The sequence below is a fragment of the Wolbachia endosymbiont (group B) of Sphaerophoria taeniata genome (assembly GCF_947179355.1).
Lineage (GTDB): Bacteria > Pseudomonadota > Alphaproteobacteria > Rickettsiales > Anaplasmataceae > Wolbachia.
The window spans coordinates 541,737-561,926 of sequence record NZ_CAMXAW010000003.1 but is presented as its reverse complement, the minus strand read 5'-3'; the positions used below and the strand labels follow the sequence as shown (position 1 = coordinate 561,926).

Sequence of the window (20,190 nt, the reverse complement as noted above, 5' to 3'; positions counted from 1 at the left end):
TTAATATGATAGTTGAAATCAGCTTTTTGTCCATAGAATTGACAATTTACTGAATTAACATACAATTAATATTGTAATAATTATAGCGGGTAATGTGTGAGTTCTATCAGTAATCAAGAAAAGCAAAGTATTATAAGTAGCTTAGAAAAAATCAACTGCAAGCTAAAAGGTGAATCTATAAAACTTGATGATACAAAGGAATCTATAATAGTAGCACGTCGTAAACCTGTTGTTGAAGAGGCATTAGAACATTTACGCAACCCTTCTACTACTAACTGTAATGTTCTGATCGATGCAGAAACTGGGTTTGGCAAGACTTACGATATTGGAATGTGGAGCCATTTACTAGCCCAAGCAGGGTTTCATCATCTGGTTGCAGTACCAAACAGTGATCTAGTAAACCAAGCTAAAAAAATGATGAGTAGTGCATTTACTGTAAACATTAGGACACCTAAAACTGCTGAGGAAATTAAAAATGCACTGAAGGCAACTAAACCTACAACAATTATAGTGACACATGACCTGTTATTACAGCAAGAAAATGATCGTAAATTTAAAGACCAAAATACCAAGTTGTGGATTAGTGTTGATGAAGCAGACAGTATTAACAAGCAGCAGGATTTTGAGAACATGTGCAAGCTTGATGAGAAATATCCTACGACTTACCTCACTGCAACACCAAAGAGAAGGATTTTAAATAGATGCGGAAAAGTTATCAGCCCGACAAGATTGAGTAGACGTTGTATTGCAAACGCCATCGAAACAGCAAGTGTTATTGCAAAAACCAATAGGAGAACAAATTTCACTCTAGCATTTGTAGTGAATATTGCTGTTACTATAATACCTATGATTACATTATTTCCTGTTATAAATAGTAATGTTGCTGCTGTAATTGGTCTAACTTCAGATTATTGGCTGTATTCTGCTTTGATTGGAAACTTATATTATACAATTTCTATGTTTATATTTGGTATAGTAATGTTGCCAATTTGGTGGGTACTAACTAAAGCAACTGGTGTAGAGTCAAAAGAACTGCTTTCTAGATTTCTTGCTAACGTGCGTAGCTTATTTACTAGAGAAAAATCGAGCCCAGCTCATGAATATGTTGAAGAGAGCGAAGAAGTTTTTAATTACAATAAGCTTGTTGATACCGATGATTTATTAACTTCTATAAGATGGAATGTGCAAAGCCCAATTGGAGAAAGTGCTCTGCTTTTAGCTGATGATGTAAATAGTATAGTTAATCTTAACTTTGCGTTGCAGGGTAGAGATAATTTAGTATATGAAGGTAGTACACGTTATGAAGTGTATAATAAATTTCAGCCTGAAGGGATATCTTATCAAGACTATAGGCTCAAGTTACGCGAAGCGAACTTTATAAGCTGCGTTAAAAAGCAACATCCTAGTCTGACAGAAGAGCAGATATCTGAATTAAAAGAAAAGGTGGATTTCAGTAGTACTGCTGAATATCTAAAATATAGAGTAATGCATTCAATGATCGATCTTACTCTCTCATATTTAATGAAGTGTGATAATATTACTTTAGATAAAAAAAGAAGAGAAGGTTTGAGTGAATTGATAGAAGATGTTAAAAAGAATGTTAGCACCACTAATGATAACAATATTATAAGCTACCTAGAGAGAAAAGGCTTTAGTGAGCAATTTGCTAGAGATGAGCTCTTACCGCAAATAAAGACAGTAATTGAAGCATTGAGTAAAAGTGATAATGAGCAATGCAGCTTAATAGTTGATAATTGGCGCTTAAGCAAAGAGCTCCATGACCTCATGGAAAGAGAGGAAGGTATACTACATAGTCTCATTGATTTCTGCAAACAAAATAAATGTATCTTTGCAGGAATTGGGAAAAATGATCTTGGTATTGGAGAAAACAGACTCTTTTCAGCGATAATACGTAATCAGATAGGTGGATATCGAACTCTTTATTGTGATTATGAAAAAAGAGATTTTGATTCATTGGCTAAATATGCGTTGACAACGGTTATAGATGGATCGAAAGGTCGTGGATTTGATAGTGAATATAATCATGTTGCATCAATATTTGCAGATTCGGTTAGTCAGTTCAATAATCCATCTGAAGCCCTACAGAATCTTGGAAGAAATAGAGAGCGTAATGAGAGCAGACAATCATGGTTTTTCGCTGCTGCAGGTGAAGAAGTTGAGCTATTTGTGAATAAGATCTTAGCAAATTTTAAAAACGAACCACAGAAATTTTGTCAGAAAGTTTTGTTTCCAGCTACTAATAAATACAATAAGTTGCTAAAAAATAGAATGGGAGAAGAACTTGGAAGAAAAATAGAAATCTATATTAGTAAAAATATTGATGCATTAGGAAATATTGATGATTCAGCTCTGAAGAAGTTTTCTAGTGATTTGATAAAAGAAACGTATGAAAAAGTTCATGATATAAATGATTTTGATGTCAAAAAGACAGAACAAGATTTACATAGGATTTTAAAAAGTACAGAGGCATACCTTCGTTCATATGAGAACAGAATTAAAAACAACGGTAAATTATCTTGCACACGCTCAGCTTTATTTTCTGTGGGGAGTGCTATAACAAAGGTAATGTATTATCTTTGGGCAGGGTTTGACTATTTAGTCTTTTTGGCTAAAGCGTACAATATAGATAAATCTGGAGATACCAGTGCAAGAGCGTATGTACACATAATCAGAAACTGTCACTGTGAAAGTAGTGTGAAGGCGCAAAATGTATTGGTTCATGCATTAGAAATTGCCAAAGAACATGACAGCAGTTTCAAAAGAAATAGTTTGTACGAAGGCAATGAGGATAGATGTAAAGAAAAAATCATCTCATATTTTCAATCCAAGCAATATATACGTGCATTAGATAGAACAATTGCTCAAATTGAAAATAAACACTTGGTAACAATTTTGAAAGCTGTAGGCTACGAAGATGATGCTAATAAAATGGCACAAGAAATCAAAGATTTTTTATGTGATTTAAAGAAACTAGACTGCGTGAAATTTAGAGAAAAGTACTATCAAGGAGATTCATATCAAACGAGCAATTTATACAAGATCAATGATCAAATTAAGAAGGTAATTGATGAAATTGTAAGGTGCCATAAGTGGCGTCATGGAATAGAGGATTTGGGGCTAAAATTAAAAAATGGCCATAGTATTTTTGAAGTCAGAGTTAACAATGATTTTTCTAAGTTACGTGAGAAAAACTTTAACAAACGCTCTAAAGAAAGGACATATCTAGGTAGAGCTATGTTACTTATTGGGTTTATAATTTCAATGGAGCTTATAGGTAGAATATCATCAGGTCAGACCATGCCATTGCCTTTACTTTGCGGTTTTATAGTATTTGGACCACTGGCACTCTTGTGTGGTGCATTGTTATATGAAATAACAACCTATTTAGTGAGAGGAGCATTTTTTACTTTTGGAGTGCCAGTTGTGTTAGAGGAGCTATTTAAATTCATTGTTAAAAACAGTTTAATGCAGAAGTTATTAGATGTGGCATTATCGTTTGGTAATGGTGCTTTCTTAGGTGTTGAGAAGAGTGCCGTGCAATCTTTTATATTTGAAGATGCAACAAAATTTGACTCACTAAGTGATATAAATGAGCTTACACTGATAAGAGAACAGGAAAAGGCAAAGTGTACAAATGAAGTAGCTGATAAAGTTGTAGCTACTGCTTTATCTGCAATTTTGATACAGCCAACAACTAGTGAGCAGGAAGGTTTAGTTTTTAACTAGAACTTTTCAGATAAATACTGAGTGAGGATTTCAATGCCTTCATCAATCTCTTTTTCAGTGATAATGAGTGGAGGCAAGATTCTTAGAACGTTATCTGATGTTACTCCAACAGTAAGTAAACCACGGTGACTTAGCTCTTCTGCAAATTTTTGGTTATTCATTTTTACTTTTATTCCTAGCATCAACCCTTTTCCTCTCACTTCTTCTATCATTGGAAACTTGCTTGCTAAATTTTCTAGTTTGTTTTTTAAGTACTTACCTCTAACTTCAACATTTTCTAAGAAGCCAGGGCTGAGCAATTCATCCAATACAGCATTACCTACTGAAGTTGCAAGTGGATTACCACCAAAAGTAGAACCATGCATACCGACCGCCATGTACTTAGCAACCTTTTCAGTTGCAAGACAAGCCCCCAGAGGGAAACCTCCTCCTATTCCTTTTGCAAGAGCACATATGTCAGGCTTAATTCCTATGTGTTCATATGCAAATAACTTTCCTGTCCTGCCAGCACCGCACTGAACGCAATCAAAAAATAGCAGTATGTCGTTTTCGTTACATAGTTCTCTTAGCTCTTTCATGAAGACTTCACTCATTACTTTAATACCACCTTGTCCCTGTATTGGTTCTATTAATATAACACCTATGCCATTAGAAATTGCTTTCTTTACACTCTCAATATTGGGCTCTATGTTATCACACCAGTCAATATAAGGATTCAGTAATTCAGAAAATTTCTGTCTATCGTTTGTTGCACAAGTTAAAAATGTCCTTCCATGAAATGCACCATGAAATGTTAGAATTCTATAGCGATTTTTATTACCTTTTCCATTTTGATAGGCCCTAGCGATTTTAAGTCCACATTCCACTGCTTCTGATCCAGAATTTGCAAAAAATACAGTATTAGCAAAGCTGTTGTTTATTAAATTTTCTGCAAATTTGTTGGCAGTAGATATATTATAGGTATTTGATATATGCCATAGTTTTTCTCCTTGTAATTTTAGGACATCAGTTAATCGTGGGTTGGCATGACCTAAACTGCTAACAGCTATTCCAGAGTGAAAATCTATATAGCGCTTATTATCGATATCATACAAGTAAATACCTTTGCCATAAGAAAAATTTATGTTAACAGGAGAATAAACTGGCAAGATAGGAGAAATTGTCATAAAAGTATGATATGCTAATTTTTTATTAATACCATAAAAGACGTTATTTCACAATGAGAAGAATATGTATAAATTAAGTAAATTAATTTTTACTACACTAAAAACAAATAGATATACAAAAATTATCTCGCTATTCTTATTAATTTTTGTGGTTTTATTGGGCACAATATACCGCAGTTATTCATTAAAGAATAATTTTCTTTCTTTTTACCGTAATTCAAATGCAAACTTAAAAGATCTATTGGAAAATAGTATAATAAAAAAATATCATTATTTACTAATAGAAAAACATCATATTAAATATAACAGTTTTGATTACATAAACCAGTTGGTAAAATTGCGTGCTGAATTGTTACAATCAGTAAGCAAAGTAAGAAATTTTAGCTTAATACTGTATGATCAAAATGCCAGAGTGATTTTCAGTAATTTTAATACTCAAGGTCATGACTATGAGCAGTTGCTTACAAATGATGAAATTGATAAATTGCTAAGCAATCAAGAAATATTTTACGCTACAGGAAATACATTAACTTCTACTTTCCCTATATTTCATGAAGATGACATTAAGCCTTCATTTTTTTTGAAGATCATTCAAAGCTATAATGACTCTTATATTATGGTATATAGTCTATTTTCAATATTAATGGGCTTATTACTGGTTATCTTAATACTAATAATGCTTTATTTGCACTTTTCCAATACCCAAATGCTAGCCAAGCAGCATAAAACTAATATTGAATTACAAAGGGTTAAAGAGGCATTAGAGCAAGAAAATGCAAATAAGATAAAATTTTTTGCAAGTGTTACACATGAGTTGCGTACACCTCTTAATGCTATTATTGGATTTGCAAAGTTGATCAAAAATGAAACTTTAGGTTCGGTAGATCACTCTAAATACAAGGAATACGTAGACGATATATATAATGCTGGTACACATTTACTTGCTTTGATTAATGATGTGCTCGATTTTTCTAAAGCTGAATCCAGTAGTTTAACAGTAGAGAAAGTGAAGTTTAATCTGAATAAGATAATAGATTCGTGCTTAAAAATGTTATCACCTAAACTAAAAGAAACAGGTATTAGTTTAAAGAAAGAGATATCTGATAAACAATTATTAGTTATCGCCGATCCCAAAAGAATGAAGCAAGTTATAATAAATTTGTTATCAAATGCAATCAAGTTCACTCCTCAAGGTGGTTTAATAAGAATGATTATTAAAGAGAATATAGAAAAAAATTTATTAACTATTGAGTTTCATGATAATGGAATAGGGATAATGCAGCAGGACATATATAAAGTTATGTCCGTTTTTGGCCAAGCAGATTCGGGATATAGAAACGAAGGCACAGGTATCGGATTACCTCTAAGCAAGAAATTAGTAGAGTTAATGGGTGGGACTTTCAACATTCAAAGTGAAGCAAAACTTGGTACTACGATAACATTGAGCTTCTTTTATGAAGAGCAAACATGTGAAAAGTTGATTGATTTTTAGTAAAATATATTTGATATTGCACTTTTATATCTAGTACATTCCTAAGTCATACTGACGTGATACCTCTTGGCTAATAATAAGTAGCGGAATGTAAGTAAATTAAACTTTTTTAGCTATACTTCCTGAAAACACTTTATAATTCTTGAGCATAAAGAAAATTCCTTTAATAATGAAGCATGCTAATCAGGAACTTAATAAAACAAGCAACTCAAGTAGGAAATAGTGAAAACGTAATACAATATGTCAAATATCTCTATCAATTTGAGAAGTTTAGAAATACATTAAACCTCACTTTGTCACTAATAAAGCAAACTAGACTCTCGTTTGAAATATATCAAGAAGGATTAGTGGATATGGAAGAGGGAGTGTGTAAGACAATTCGTTCTTCTGGTTTAAATAAGTATGTTATTGTGCTAAGAAGGTCAAATCCTTACATCATAGTACATGAACTTTCACATATGGTTGAAAATGAACTGAACTTAAGCTTAGAGCAAGAATTTCTCTATAAAGTTTATCAGGATATTGAGCAGAACTTAAAGCAGTCAAATATTCTGGTACAAAAAATTATTGGTCAAATTATATTTAAGGAGATACAAGTTTACCAAACTCCAAAATCACGTGCGTCTGAGTTATTCGCACGCTATTTTGAGCTGTTTGCTTGGGCTCAGGAAGTTTATCCTAAAGATAAAGAATATCTAATTCGCACTCAAGATTTAAATAAAGTATTTCTTGCTACTAACCAATGGAAAAAGAGATGCCTGGATCCACAAATAATGAAGATAATAGATAAAGAAGTAAAGGAGTATAGCAATAAAACTGCCTTTAAAGATATAAACAAAGTACAAAGCAGTTGGACTAATAAATTTTCCTCTGGGAGTAAAAAAATTGGTTCTATATTTGGAGATGATAATTAGCTTAACAGAACAAAGTTCACTTCTTCAACATTTCAAGTTATAGTTCTCACAATTAAAGAGTTCAAATATATATGAAAACTATATTAGCTGTTGAAACAAGCTGTGATGAAACTGCAGCAGCAATTGTAAATAGTAATAAGCAAGTCCTTGCTCACGAAATTCTTTCTCAGGAAGAGCACAAAAAACGCGGTGGGGTAATACCTGAAATAGCGTCACGTGCTCATATGAAGCATTTAAGTGGTCTAGTAAAAAGCGCTATAGAAAAATCTAACCTTAACTTTTGTGATCTAGATGCAATTGCAGCAACATCAGGACCAGGACTCATAGGTGGACTAATAGTTGGTACAATGATGGCTAAAGCAATTTCGCATGTAGCACAAAAACCGTTTATTGCAGTTAATCACTTAGAGGCACACACATTAGTTATTAGGCTGCTATATGAGGTTAAATTTCCATTTCTAGTCCTACTTATATCGGGTGGCCATTGTCAATTTTTAATTGCACAGGATGTAGGTAAGTATATTAAACTTGGAAAAACACTTGATGACTCGCTGGGTGAAGCGTTTGATAAAATTGCTAAGATGCTGGATCTAAGCTATCCTGGAGGTCCATTGATTGAAGAGTTAGCTAAAAAAGGTGATGGTATGAGATTTAAGCTGCCAAGAGCAATGATAAAACGTTCTGGATGTGACTTCTCATTTTCTGGAATTAAAACAGCAGTAAAAAACTTAGTTAAAGAGCTTGCAATGAGCAAGCAAGATGTTTGCGATATGTGTGCTTCGTTTCAAGAGTGTATTAGCGACATATTACTCGATAGAGTCAGAAATGCTATTGATATCACTGCATCTTTAAATATTAAAATCAATGATTTTGTAATTACCGGTGGAGTTGCAGCAAATAATTTTCTGAAGGAGAGATTGAAAAAATACATAGATTTGAACGTGCTTTCTCCTCCAAGCAACCTATGTACAGACAATGCGGTAATGGTTGGATGGACAGGAATTGAAAGGTTACAGAAAAATTATATAGACTCTCTTGACTTTGCACCAAGGCCAAAGTGGGAATTAGAAAAATATTACTAGCACAAAAAATTATCTACTATATAATGCGGCCGCTGGTGAATTTTTGTAGGCTTAAAAATTACAGTGGTATCTACTAAAGCCTTATTCACTACCGGCATTATTATTTATGAGGTACAGTATGTTCAAAAATAAATTTGACACAGTTACTAATGTTTTCAAAGCTAAATCTAGTACAAGCGCAAAGACACTCAAGTCGTGTTTATTTATTTCGGGAAACGTTGTTATGGCCAGAGCAGTTAGTGATATAGACCTCTCTTCATTACAAGGCAATTCAGAAGATAAAGTCAATAAGCAAGACCTAATAATCATATATGATTATATTAACAAAGTAACTCAAGAAGAAAACTATAATATATGTACTAATAATCTTGATTATATAAAAAGCAGGATTTTAGAAGAAAATATAAGTGATTCATTAGCTGAAAAATTTTGTCAAGATGGATGGAATATAATAAGTAATGATGGTTCTTCGCTATTAACAGTGGCTATTGAAAGAATTAGGGAAAGACAACAAAAGAAAAATAGGGATTGTGATATTAAAATGGCTGTATCTCTAATTCTTGGTATGAAGAAAGAATTGATTACAAAACTGGAGAATTTTGCAGATAGTAATGATAAAACACTTCTACATTATTTAGCTGAGTTGGGTAAAGAAGATATTTTACGTTTTGTGATAGAAAATTCTAATTTTGACATTGAAGAAGCATTAAGGAATAAAGATAGAGATGGCAAAACACCACTACACTATGCGGCTAAATCTGGCAATAAAGAATGCTTGAAAATTCTCATAGAAAATGAAGCAGATTTTAGTTGCACTACCAATAATAAAACTGAGTTACACTATGCTGCCAGAAGCGGAAGTCCTAACCTCCTAGAATATTGTAAGTTGAAAATGTGATATAAAAGAGGATAAGAGGGAAAGATAGCCCTACTCACTATAGGAATAGGACTATCATGGGCGTGTGCGACCGGAAGAATATTGGTACTACAACCGTTTAAATCAAGGTACACTAGCCCATCTCTCGATACGTTTGAATAGTTGCTTGGGACATATATATGCACCCGTTTACAATCTTAAATTAACTAAAACTATCGAGGTTTATTATGGTTACATCTTATCAAAATTTTATTGGCATTGACATCGGAAAATTTAAAAATGTCGTTGCAATTCACAAACAGAAGAACGCTGTCAAATTTGACAATGATTCTGATGGTTGGCAACAATTATTTCAAAAGTTTTCAGATATTCTACCTAATTCTTTAGTAACTTTGGAAAACACAGGAAAATATGAGCTTGGTTTGTCACATTTTCTTATTGACAAGAATATTGCAGTACATCGAGCTAATACTCGTAAAGTAAAAAGCTTTATCTTGTCTCACGGAACTGTAGCAAAGTCTGATAAATCAGATGCGAGGGCTCTTGCTCAATATGGATTTGAACGCCATAGAACTCTCTCTCTATTTGTACCTACATCAAAAGAACAATCAACCCTGGTTGCACTTTGTCAACGTCGTGATGACATTACGCAAATGAGAGCTCAGGAAAAGTGTAGACTGGAAGCTCCTGAAAATGATCATATAAAGAAAAGTTGTCAGAAGACCATTGAATTTTTCGATAGTCAAATAAACGAACTCAATGATACTATACAAAAAATTATTGATAGAAGCCATGAACTACAACAACGTCAAAAAATCCTTAAAACAGTTTCTGGAATAGGTAAAAAGCTATCACAAGATTTTCTGTGTTTAATGCCAGAGCTTGGTTACTTAAGTAGAAAAGAAGTAGCAAGTCTTGCCGGAGTTGCACCTCATCCTAGGGAAAGTGGTAAAACTGTTGGTTACCGAAGGATTATAGGAGGTAGAAGTAATATTCGTTCAAAGCTCTTTACATCTGCCATGTCTGCTGCAAGGTCCAAATCTGCACTTGGCACCTTTTATTCTAAGCTTGTTGAAAGTGGTAAGAAGAAGATGGTAGCTATAACAGCTCTAATGCGTAAAATTATAGTAATTGCTAATGCAAGGCTTAAAGAGGCAATTAATTTGAATGTTTAAAAATTTACATAGCAGTAATTGAAATGAATATTGTGCATCCACACAAACTTAAAGTGCTTGTTCACATAGCTTAAACGGAAATTGTTGCAGTAGCTGTTTGATATAGAATTCTGTTTCTATGACAAACGGGTTTTTATTATCTATATGGTTGGGTAAAGTTGCAAAATTATACAAATGAAAAATTAAAAAAAAACATAGTTGATTTAAAAGAAATATTGACAGCAAAAGGAATTTTTGATAAGGAGAAAATTAAAACAGATAAATATGGAAATAACGCATTACACTATGCTGTGCAATCTGGAAATGCTGAGTGCATAAAATTCTTCATTGATAATCAAGTACAATTTTTAAAAAATAAATATAATGAGAATCCTTTTCATAAGATTGCAGGTAACTCAGAAACTCAAGAAAATGCCATAAATTTTCTTATAAAGAATCTAGAATTTTTAGGTAGACTAAACAGTAAAATTGATCAAGAAAATGTAGATGGTAACACCCCATTGCATATAGCTGCAAAACATGGAAATAAACAGCTAATAGAATTGTTTATTAAATCAGGTGCAAAAATTGTTCAGAATAAACAAGGTAACACCCCCTTACATATTGCTATTATACATGGTAATACATATTGTATAGAGCTATTTTATGAAAATATAGGAAATAGCATACTTCAATCCAAAGGTGAGTATGGAAGAGATCTTGTACATTTAGCTGCAATGTACGGGAAGTATGATTGTCTAACATTTTTACTCAATAAATTTCCTGATTACGATTTAAGTACAGAAACACGCAAAGGAAATATGGCCCTACACTTAGCTCTATCGAGTAATACAGAAACAGAACTAAGAAAAAAATGTGTGAGTCTATTAATAGACAGAAGCATGCAAGTAAATAAGAGTAATAATGAAGGAAACACCCCTTTACATTTTGCTGCCCAACTTGATTTATCGTTTTTAAGCATGATAGAAAAAAAGTTGGAAGAGAAGAAATTTGACGTTTATCAAGAGGTTTTGCGTGAGAATAGCAACGGTGACACCGTCTTTCATATGGCAGCACGTGTTGGTAATAAATCATGCCTTGAGCACCTTTTTAAAAAAGAGAGAGTGGGAGAAATATTAAGTAAGAAAAATAAGGATGAACAAACTTTACTACACTTATCTATCCTCAGTGGAAGAGTAGAATGCGTTAAGTATTTGGTAAAAAAAAGCCCAAAGGGTATTTTTTTAGAACAAAATACACAAAAAAAGTTGTTATTTGCAGCTATTTTGAGCGGCAATAAGGAATGTCTTGAATTTGTGTCAAAAGAACTTGTAAGTAAAAAGGTGGCTGCTAGCATCAAAGTGTTATATGATGAAAATGACAATACACCGTTACACATGGCTGCTCTTGCCGACGGCATAGGATGCTCTCAGTATGTTATTGAAAGTATTGCTAAGTCAACTATTAGGAACACAGTATCACTTTTTCGCGCAAACAGTCAAGGGCTTATACCTCTACATTTAGCTGCCATGATCCTTAATGCTGAGGTAATAGAATATTTTATGACAGATCATCATGATCCCTATACTGAGGAAATGTTTAATGTTGTATCTAAATCTGGAAGAACACCATTACACTATCTTGTAATGAGTGATAATGATTTTGAAAAAACTATAAATGAGGATTTTAAGCAAGGTCAATTTTTGAAAAAGTTGGTTTTAGAAAAGCGTAAACAAAATGAGCACTTAAGGGAAAAAGCTATTAAAGCCTTATTCTACCTAACAATCAGCACCGGAGAGAAAACTGTAAATAAGAGGATAAATTTTGATATAAAGGATAATGCAAAAAAAACAGCTTTAGATTATGCTTTTAAATATAACGACATAAATATCTTGAGGTTATTTTTAGATGCTTTGTATGAAACAAAGGAAAACGGAGAAAGGGAACATAATAAACTTAAGCTAAAATATCAAAAGAAAAGCAAAAAGTTTTTAAACTGCGCTAACATATCCGTATCAATATCAAGTGTGATTGTTTCTGTTTGCATTGTATCTGATCAGTCAAAATCTAAAACAGAAGAAACTTTTAACTGGATTTCCATTGGATGTTCTGTGATATCACTTATTTCTTTCTTATGCAACTTAGCGATTGACCGTCAAAAAGCACTTGTTAAACGTAAGATAGAAAACTATACTGAAAAGATCAACAAAATTGAAAAGGCCACAGGAAAGTTAGCTAAGACAAAAGTAGGGAGTCATGATTTGGAAGAATACAACTCAATACTGGAACTATTAACAAAGAATGAAGAAAATCTTTCACGATTGGAAAATGAACTTTACAAGTTTACGCATGAAACTAGCTTAGAGAGTAAAAACAAACTCAATATTTCTCCTCAGAAAATGAGTAGGCGTAGTAGTACAGAGTTAGCAGAAAGAAGAAGTTCATCTTTTCTGGGCAATTTAGGGGAAAAGCTCGGTCAGTATGCAAGACGCACCAGTAGAGTGCAAGATATAATGGATAGTGAATTATCCTCAATTATTATAGACAAACATTCAGAAAAAGCTTCGCAAAGTAAGCTTAATTCTACGGTAAACAGTCTAGTATTAGCCAAGAAAGCAGTCGGTTTTTTTAAGAAAAAAAAGAATCCGGTTGATGCATCAAGCTTATCAGAAGGTGCTAATCAAGAGAATATTACAAAAATGAATGAAGAAAACTGTGGGTTGATAAAACGATTTGGTGATACCAATGGGTATTCAAAATTTTCGACTCCTTTTAATCCAAGCGGTTCAACCTCAAGAGAAGAGTGTGGTAACAATCATAGTGCAGCGCGTCATGTGAGTTATGGTAGTGCAAATAATTCTGTGAGTGATAAGGAAGTTAGTAAATCTCCATCTCTAATACTTTCTAACTTTGAGGAGGGGATTACTGTTGACTGTTTTAAATTCGAAAGATATAGACCAAGGGTATATTCAAGTCCATCTTGTGTGAGAAAAAGAGCAATTACAGCTAGATCATTGGAATATGTAATACTTCCTGATCATATAGAAAGAGGAAAATAGATGCAGATTGTAATCACTGACTCTGATAGCATCAACTTTCAGAGGAGTGATAGTAAGCATTATAGTAAACTGTCATTGAGTAGTAGATAAGGAAAACATAGAACAATTGGCAAGGCTATCGTATAAGATTATAGTAGAGAAGGAATTAGATAGTCTTGCTATAAAAAAGTTTATGTTTTCCTATTCGCATATGTTAACATTTTATTATATTAACGATAGGGTAAGGCAATAGCTGTTAATACTTTTGAAATAAAAGTTATATATGGTGCATATAGTTAAGTTAAAAGGAAGATTGTGGAAATTACTCCATCAATAAAAAAAGAATTAAAGCAAAGTATACTATACACTTGTCTAGAGAAATGCAAGAGTGCGTTTTGGTTCATTTTCTGGTTTAGTTCAGGGATTAATGCGTTGATGTTATTTTTGCCACTCTATACTTCTCAGGTACTTGATCGAGCGAGAGTGTATCAACATTAGTTATGCTGACGATTATTACTTTATCTGCGTTTGCATGTTCTGCAATGCTTGAAACTTGTCGATATTTAGCCATGGCAAAAATTGGCGACTGGATTGATAAAACTGCAACACCAGACCTAATAGTAAGGTCAATTAGGCTAACATCAGTACAAAGCTCAACTTCAAGTGGTGAAGCAATACGAGATCTTGGAGTAATAAAAAATTTCATTACAGGAAATGGTATATTTTCACTGTTCGATACTCCATGGTCGCTAATTTACCTTGTTGTGATCTTTATGATACATACCTCTACAGGGTTTATAGCTATTGCCGGGATCATTATATTAGTTTCAATGGCAGTATGGAATGAACTTGCCACTAAGCGTATATTGCGAGAAACCAATGAAGAAACTATACGCAATATTAATGCTATAGATATTGCAACAAGAAACGCAGAGGTGGTTGAAGCTATGGGCATGTCAGAATTTATAGTTTCTGATTGGTGTAAACGGAATGATCAAAATCGTGCAATGCAAGTTACAGCGCAGAATCGTTCTAATGTGATTACTGGGATTACTAAGTTTTTACGCTCGACTCTCCAAATTTCAGTAATTGGAACAGGCGCATTACTTGCAATTACAGCTCACAAAACTGCCGGTAGTATCATTGCTGCCTCGATTTTGATGGGTAGAGTATTGGCTCCATTTGATGCAGCAGTTCATACTTGGAAATTTTTAAATCAAGCCAGAATGTCATATGAGAGGCTACAAAGACTTATACTAACATCCCCAAAAAGAGAGCAAACTATGGCTCTACCAGAGCCTGAAGGGAAGTTGGAATTTGATAGGGTATTTTTTACTCCTTATGGGAGCAATAAGCCAACAGTAAAAGGAATCTCATTTGTAATAGAACCAGGGGATGTTGTTGGTGTTATTGGTGCAAGTGCTTCTGGTAAGTCGACCATTGCAAAACTAACCGTTGGTGTTTGGAAACCCATATCAGGTGTAGTCAGACTAGATGGCGCTGATGTATATACTTGGAATCGAGAGAACTTTGGTAATTATGTTGGTTACTTACCTCAAGATATTGAGTTATTTAACACGAGCGTTAAAGCTAATATTGCCCGCATGAGACCAGATCCAAATCCTGAAGAAATAATCAAAGCAGCAAAAATTGCAGGAATACATGAATTAATACTGAGCTTACCAAATGGGTATGATACAACAATAGGAGGACCTGGAGGAGTAATACTCTCTGGTGGCCAAAAACAGCTTCTTGGACTTGCAAGGGCTTTCTATGGTAATACTAAGCTTTTAGTGCTTGATGAACCGAATGCTAACTTAGACAGTAATGGAGAGGCGCGCTTGATTAATGCAATCAATGTTGCAAGAGAGCAAAATACTACCACTGTTATCATCACTCATAAGCTACAGCTACTATCTGTAGTCAATACAGTGATCGTCATGTCAGATGGGGTTATTTATGCTATGGGACCAAAAGATGAGATTTTGAGTAGATTAGTTGCTCCATCACCAGATGCTACAGAAGATAAACGTTCTTCAGCAAGTGGTTAAGAAAGAGAGAAGTTGTCACACTTCTCTTATAGAGTACTATATGCACAGTTTATAAAATCTTAAGCAATTGTTATTCGAAAAATCCAATGAGTATGTTCAAGACTGTGGAACTATAGATAGAGTGCCTCTATATGTGAGGGAAATAATAAAACAGGGATTACTGATTGACGCATCATCTGTTGCAATTTCACATAATCATCCAAGTGGAGATATAGAGCCATCTAAAGAGGATGAAGATAACACACTTACATTAGCTGCAACCTGTGAAAATGTAGGAATGAAATTAATAGATCATATAATCGTAACACAGAAGAGCCATTTTAGTTTTTATGACAGTGGTTTATTGTAATCTGTAGACTGAAAGGAAAGTTCTCTAGCTTTCCTTCTTTTTTTTTCACTTCATAAATTAAAAAATTCAATATAAGCTTGAACAGCTAAAATTAGTAATAAAAAGTGGAATTAGGCAAAAAAATAAAGGAACTTAGGTTATACTGTGGTTTAACACAAACTGAGTTAGGAAAAAAAATAGGTGTTTCATATAGGCAGATACAAAGGTACGAAAATGGTTCAAACCACATTTTGGCTAGTAGACTATACGACTTAGCAAAAGCTCTATCGATTAATGTGGCTGATTTTTTTACTGATGTGCATGACGACTCACATGAAGCTTATGATGAGGAGATATTAAAATTAGTCAAAGGATACAATGAAATTAAGAGCAAAAGGTTACGTAGTGTAGTTTATATATTGGTAAAATCTTTTTCTCAAAGTATATTATCTGATACGTAAAATGACCATACAACATCCTATCGATAAGCAAATAGGTGAAAGAATAAGGAAAAGAAGGCTAATATGTGGTTTTAGCCAAAGGGACTTAGGAAAAAAGCTTGGAATTTCATTTCAGCATATACAAGGATATGAAACTGGAGAGGTAAGGCTTGTAGTTGATAGATTGTATAATTTAGCAGAAGCTTTGTCTGTTGATATGTCATATTTTTTTACCAAAGCCTCTGAAGACTTGCATGATAAGGCCTTTCACAGCGATGTAGGCAGCGAAGAAATATCAAGATTAGTAAGAGAATATAGAAAAATTGTATCCGTTCAGGAGAGTGGTTTAAGAAACAATAGATAAGAGGTTTTGGAAAGGATTGAGACCCCTTTGTTTCCATGTTAAGTATAACGAAATTATCCGTTCAAGGAATGCATTTCCCCGCTTTGATTGTGTAAAATACGAATTTTTGCGGTAAACGACATAATGCCGTATCTGCTGTTCAGCATGGTTGTTTGTCAGCGGAATGTTTTTTGGGTCATCTAAAAAATTCCACATCATTCTTTCAGATTTCAAAATATTTTTCGCAACTCGAGAGGCTCCAATTGCTTCAGGTAAGTAGGATATTTCCTTCAAGTAATACCTTGTACGTTTTCGCAACTTTCTGGCACGTCTGGCAAATCTAAAAACATCTATCTCATTTTTTAGCAAAGCCTTTTTTAGTGCAAATAATTCAGTAGCTACATTTCTTAAGTAACAGCCAAGAACTTTGACTTCAATATTCCAACTATGCGCTAATCTTTCAAAATCCCTTGCTAAGTGTGCCCAGCAGATTTGCCTTTTTTCATCAGCAAAGTAATTGTATACTGCGTACCTGTCGGTTACCACTAAGCTATTATGATTGCAGCATGCGTTATTTTTTAAAACTTTCATTCCTCTTGACTCTGTCAACTTCACAAAACTTGCCGTATTGCTTGCAAACATCCAACACCAAGCGAGTTTACCTTTGTTATAATGGCTCGTTTCATCAATATGTAGAACTTTACTCCTACTTATCTCTTGTTCGATCTGCTCATACATTTTTTTGCATTTTGAAGCAACTCTATGTTCACTATTTGATATGCTAACGACGCTTATGTTCAAATTGAAGATATCATTTACGACACTCGCTATTTCGCGTTTTGAATTTTTGTAGAATCCGCTGAACGCTGCAATTATTGACTTAACCCTTGGACCAAATGTATCTGACGTAACACCTTCTGGTAACTTACTGCTTCTTCTTTTTCCGCATCTCCGGCAACGACCATGCTCCATCTGATATTCCACTACATAAGGCCTAATTTCCGGAAGATCAACTTTTTGATGAATGTACGGTCCATTGCATATTGCAATCCCTCCTCCGCATTCACAAGTAGATGACAACTTTACTTTTATCACCTCATCTGCATCCATTTTGGCGCGAAAACTTCCTTTATGACCAACCTGACCACCAACGTTTCTGTCGCTCTTTGGCTTGTCCTTTTTTATTTTGTACAACTCTCTAGAGCTTGGTAGAGATGAATTTTTCGAGTTTAAACCAAGCCTTTCCTTTAATTCAGCGTTCTCTATCTTTAAAGCCTTGTTCTCTGCTTTTAAACTTTCATTCTCCCTTTCCAGCTTTTCTATTTTTGCTTCTAACTTTTCTATTTTTTGCTGTAAATTTTTGCAAAGCTCTAAAAGGTTTACCACATTACCTCACTTTTGCTCTATGATTATCTTTTTAGATCACCTTGTCTACCTTATTCTGCCACTCCGCTGAACGGATACTGCAACTATTCAAACGTATCGAGAGATGGGGCTAGTTTACCTTGATGGCTACGGTTGTAATACCAACTTTCATTCGGTCGCACACGCCCGTGATAGCCCTATTCCTATAGTGAGTAGGGTTATCTTTCCCTCTTATCTCTTTTATATCACATTTTTAACTTACAATTTTCATACTCTACTTCACCATTATGAAATTTAAGTGTGAATCTAAGTAAACTGTCTAATTCACATATCTCCTTCTCTGGCTCATCAGAATTGCGTGCCACCATTGATGACTTATAGTTAATGCGTACATAATTCTCATCAGAACAATCGATGTACATGATCTTCTTGTAAGAATCGCTAGAAAGTACCTGATATTTTATTAATATACTATGTATTCGGATAGCAAGGAAAGCCATATACCCCGCTTGATTACAACTTGTGGTTAATTCCTCTATGAGGGAATCATTCGGAACCTCTGCTTTAGCATGTTTAAAAATTTCCGTAAAAACATACTTTGCAAACAGACGTTTATCATCTCCCTCATTATATTTATCATATAACCCTTTAATGAAACTATTATCTATAGTGCGATCATTGATTACAAAAAAATCCGTTCTATATAGGTCTTGATAAGCTGTGTTACCAGACTTTACATCTTCATTATTCTCATTTGCCTTTACTTGACCCAGCAGAGATTGTGTTAGCTGAAATTCTAACGTAGTTACTGCACTAGATTTAGTATCAGAATTATTAACGCCAGATTCTTCTTGACTTTCATTACCTGAATCCTCAGAACGACGGCGCTCTTTTTCCTCTCGTTCTAAAATTTCAAACCCTTCTTCAGTTCCTGAATCCCTAGAATCTGATTTCTTTAAAATTTTGTTTGATTCCTGTGATACAAAATCTGAACCTAACATGTTTTTCCTCACTAATTAGTAGCTAAGCTAAGTGTAGCATTAAATGGCAATTTTGTCAACTTAGCAAGCATCTCTTCGTAGTCCACCAAGTTTTTATCTATTAACAATCAATATAATTATAATAAATTATTAAATGATAGACTACTATATTTAGTATACAGACCTTTCCTTGAACACAATCTCTGCAGGCTCACCATTCTCAATTAAGCTTTTAGGTCTACAGCAGTATGTAACTGTAGCTGCAATAAGACAACAAGCTGCAACTGCTATTCCTACCGCTAACATTTCCAAGTAAACTGCAACAGCCACCCCTGAAACAATACCGGCTATTGCAAGCGCAGAAGCAGCTACAACATACTTCTTTGTATTTTGTGGATTTTTTTTTGAGGCCACTTTTGCTGCTTTGCTCATTAATTCTTGGCAATTCTGTTTTTGGCTGTCCATTTCCGTTAGCAACTTGTTCTACATGCTCAGTAGGTTGATTAACGTTAATATCATTATTAACATCTTCAATTTCAATCGAAAGAAGTTCATCTTCATCATCACTTGTTAATTCTACTCTTAAAGTACAAGGAACAGAATTACTAGAAACAGTACCATTAGCTGTTGCTTCAGCTTCCACTGTGTCAATTACAGATATTCTTGTTTCATGACCTTCTTCACTAATTTTTTCAAATGGAGAATTACTATTAGAGTCTGAGGAAGTTCCGGCAGAGCAATCACTTTTATTACCTTCAAGTTTAGAAAAATCATCCTCCTCAGAACTCAGTGATGGTGAGCTTTCTTTAGACTCTACCAAAGGAGCTTCTTGGCTACTTGCAGCAGCTTCTACATTGTTGTCTACTGGTAATGTAGCAGCAGTGTGCTTGAGCTCATTTTCAAGAAATAGTATTATTTGTTCAAGAGCCTCTTTTTGCTCACCCTCTTCCAAATTTGTAATTTTGTCATTTGCTTGGTCCAAGAGCTTCTGTACAGTAGGTTCATATGTGCTGACTTCTAATTTCTTTAATAAATGTATCAAACCAGTAAGATTGATTCTATCGACAGCATTAGACAATTTTTCTCCTATAATTTTTTCATTTCCAGGCATTTTACCTCTCCTATAATTGTTATCCATAGCTTCTTCTATTGAAGCCTTTTCATTATTCATAATGTTTTCTCCTTTATCAACAATACTTCTTTGTGGCCGTTG

Annotated in this window: 14 protein-coding genes and 1 pseudogene; 11 read left to right on the top strand and 4 right to left on the bottom strand. The window is 34.0% G+C overall.

The annotated features are described in order from the left end of the window. Nucleotides 1-96: 96 nt before the first annotated feature. Nucleotides 97-3,747, top strand: coding sequence for a DEAD/DEAH box helicase (locus ONG75_RS06635; RefSeq protein ID WP_264376071.1), 3,651 nt, complete (start codon nucleotides 97-99; stop codon nucleotides 3,745-3,747). Here ONG75_RS06635 and ONG75_RS06630 read toward each other — a convergent pair. Continuing rightward, nucleotides 3,744-4,913: an aspartate aminotransferase family protein gene (locus ONG75_RS06630; RefSeq protein ID WP_007302196.1), complete on the bottom strand. Its 1,170-nt coding sequence runs from the start codon at nucleotides 4,911-4,913 to the stop codon at nucleotides 3,744-3,746. The genes ONG75_RS06635 and ONG75_RS06630 overlap by 4 nt on opposite strands. 64 nt (nucleotides 4,914-4,977) lie before the next feature. Here ONG75_RS06630 and ONG75_RS06625 point away from each other — a divergent pair, with 64 nt between their 5' ends. The 10 genes and pseudogenes from ONG75_RS06625 to ONG75_RS06580 all read left to right on the top strand — a co-directional run bounded on the left by ONG75_RS06625 (nucleotide 4,978) and on the right by ONG75_RS06580 (nucleotide 16,653). Continuing rightward, nucleotides 4,978-6,405 (top strand): sensor histidine kinase, encoded by a 1,428-nt coding sequence (locus ONG75_RS06625; RefSeq protein ID WP_010403276.1) that lies wholly within the window; start codon nucleotides 4,978-4,980, stop codon nucleotides 6,403-6,405. 176 nt (nucleotides 6,406-6,581) lie between these two features. Further along, on the top strand, nucleotides 6,582-7,319 hold the full coding sequence (locus tag ONG75_RS06620; RefSeq protein WP_010403278.1) for a WD_0702 family putative metalloprotease: 738 nt from the start codon (nucleotides 6,582-6,584) through the stop codon (nucleotides 7,317-7,319). A 71-nt stretch (nucleotides 7,320-7,390) separates the two neighbouring features. Further along, nucleotides 7,391-8,401: a tRNA (adenosine(37)-N6)-threonylcarbamoyltransferase complex transferase subunit TsaD gene (gene tsaD / locus ONG75_RS06615; protein ID WP_264376070.1), complete on the top strand. Its 1,011-nt coding sequence runs from the start codon at nucleotides 7,391-7,393 to the stop codon at nucleotides 8,399-8,401. Between the two features lie 118 nt (nucleotides 8,402-8,519). Further along, on the top strand, nucleotides 8,520-9,299 hold the full coding sequence (locus ONG75_RS06610) for an ankyrin repeat domain-containing protein (protein WP_264376069.1): 780 nt from the start codon (nucleotides 8,520-8,522) through the stop codon (nucleotides 9,297-9,299). 206 nt (nucleotides 9,300-9,505) lie between these two features. Continuing rightward, entirely contained in the window at nucleotides 9,506-10,453 is a 948-nt protein-coding gene (locus ONG75_RS06605) for an IS110 family RNA-guided transposase (protein ID WP_264375505.1), read from the top strand. A 158-nt stretch (nucleotides 10,454-10,611) separates the two neighbouring features. After that, the gene (locus tag ONG75_RS06600; protein ID WP_264376068.1) at nucleotides 10,612-13,491 is read left to right on the top strand and encodes an ankyrin repeat domain-containing protein; all 2,880 of its coding nucleotides are present in this window, start codon (nucleotides 10,612-10,614) and stop codon (nucleotides 13,489-13,491) included. A gap of 294 nt (nucleotides 13,492-13,785) precedes the next feature. Continuing rightward, nucleotides 13,786-15,521 (top strand): annotated as a pseudogene (locus ONG75_RS06595) (type I secretion system permease/ATPase). 67 nt (nucleotides 15,522-15,588) lie between these two features. Next, nucleotides 15,589-15,870, top strand: a complete 282-nt coding sequence (locus tag ONG75_RS06590; RefSeq protein WP_264376067.1) for a JAB domain-containing protein — start codon at nucleotides 15,589-15,591, stop codon at nucleotides 15,868-15,870. A 104-nt stretch (nucleotides 15,871-15,974) separates the two neighbouring features. Next, a complete protein-coding gene (locus ONG75_RS06585) occupies nucleotides 15,975-16,310 on the top strand; it encodes a helix-turn-helix domain-containing protein (protein ID WP_264375456.1) in 336 nt (111 codons plus the stop codon). A gap of 1 nt (nucleotide 16,311) precedes the next feature. After that, nucleotides 16,312-16,653: a helix-turn-helix domain-containing protein gene (locus ONG75_RS06580; RefSeq protein WP_264376066.1), complete on the top strand. Its 342-nt coding sequence runs from the start codon at nucleotides 16,312-16,314 to the stop codon at nucleotides 16,651-16,653. Here the strand turns inward: ONG75_RS06580 and tnpC are convergent. The 3 genes from tnpC to ONG75_RS07910 form a co-directional block, all read right to left on the bottom strand. Next, a complete protein-coding gene (gene tnpC, locus ONG75_RS06575; protein ID WP_264375454.1) occupies nucleotides 16,636-18,018 on the bottom strand; it encodes an IS66 family transposase in 1,383 nt (460 codons plus the stop codon). The genes ONG75_RS06580 and tnpC overlap by 18 nt on opposite strands. Before the next feature lie 224 nt (nucleotides 18,019-18,242). Then, nucleotides 18,243-18,998 (bottom strand): hypothetical protein, encoded by a 756-nt coding sequence (locus ONG75_RS06570; protein WP_264376065.1) that lies wholly within the window; start codon nucleotides 18,996-18,998, stop codon nucleotides 18,243-18,245. A 150-nt stretch (nucleotides 18,999-19,148) separates the two neighbouring features. Next, a complete protein-coding gene (locus ONG75_RS07910) occupies nucleotides 19,149-19,409 on the bottom strand; it encodes a TomO hydrophobic C-terminal domain-containing protein (protein WP_458694719.1) in 261 nt (86 codons plus the stop codon). Nucleotides 19,410-20,190 lie beyond the last annotated feature (781 nt).

Coding starts and splice junctions, on each gene's coding strand:
- ONG75_RS06630 (WP_007302196.1), bottom strand. CDS start 4,913: ATGACAATTTCTCCTATCTTGCCAGTTTATTCTCCTGTTAACATAAAT.
- ONG75_RS06625 (WP_010403276.1), top strand. CDS start 4,978: ATGTATAAATTAAGTAAATTAATTTTTACTACACTAAAAACAAATAGA.
- ONG75_RS06620 (WP_010403278.1), top strand. CDS start 6,582: ATGCTAATCAGGAACTTAATAAAACAAGCAACTCAAGTAGGAAATAGT.
- tsaD (WP_264376070.1), top strand. CDS start 7,391: ATGAAAACTATATTAGCTGTTGAAACAAGCTGTGATGAAACTGCAGCA.
- ONG75_RS06610 (WP_264376069.1), top strand. CDS start 8,520: ATGTTCAAAAATAAATTTGACACAGTTACTAATGTTTTCAAAGCTAAA.
- ONG75_RS06605 (WP_264375505.1), top strand. CDS start 9,506: ATGGTTACATCTTATCAAAATTTTATTGGCATTGACATCGGAAAATTT.
- ONG75_RS06580 (WP_264376066.1), top strand. CDS start 16,312: ATGACCATACAACATCCTATCGATAAGCAAATAGGTGAAAGAATAAGG.
- ONG75_RS06570 (WP_264376065.1), bottom strand. CDS start 18,998: ATGTTAGGTTCAGATTTTGTATCACAGGAATCAAACAAAATTTTAAAG.
- ONG75_RS07910 (WP_458694719.1), bottom strand. CDS start 19,409: ATGAGCAAAGCAGCAAAAGTGGCCTCAAAAAAAAATCCACAAAATACA.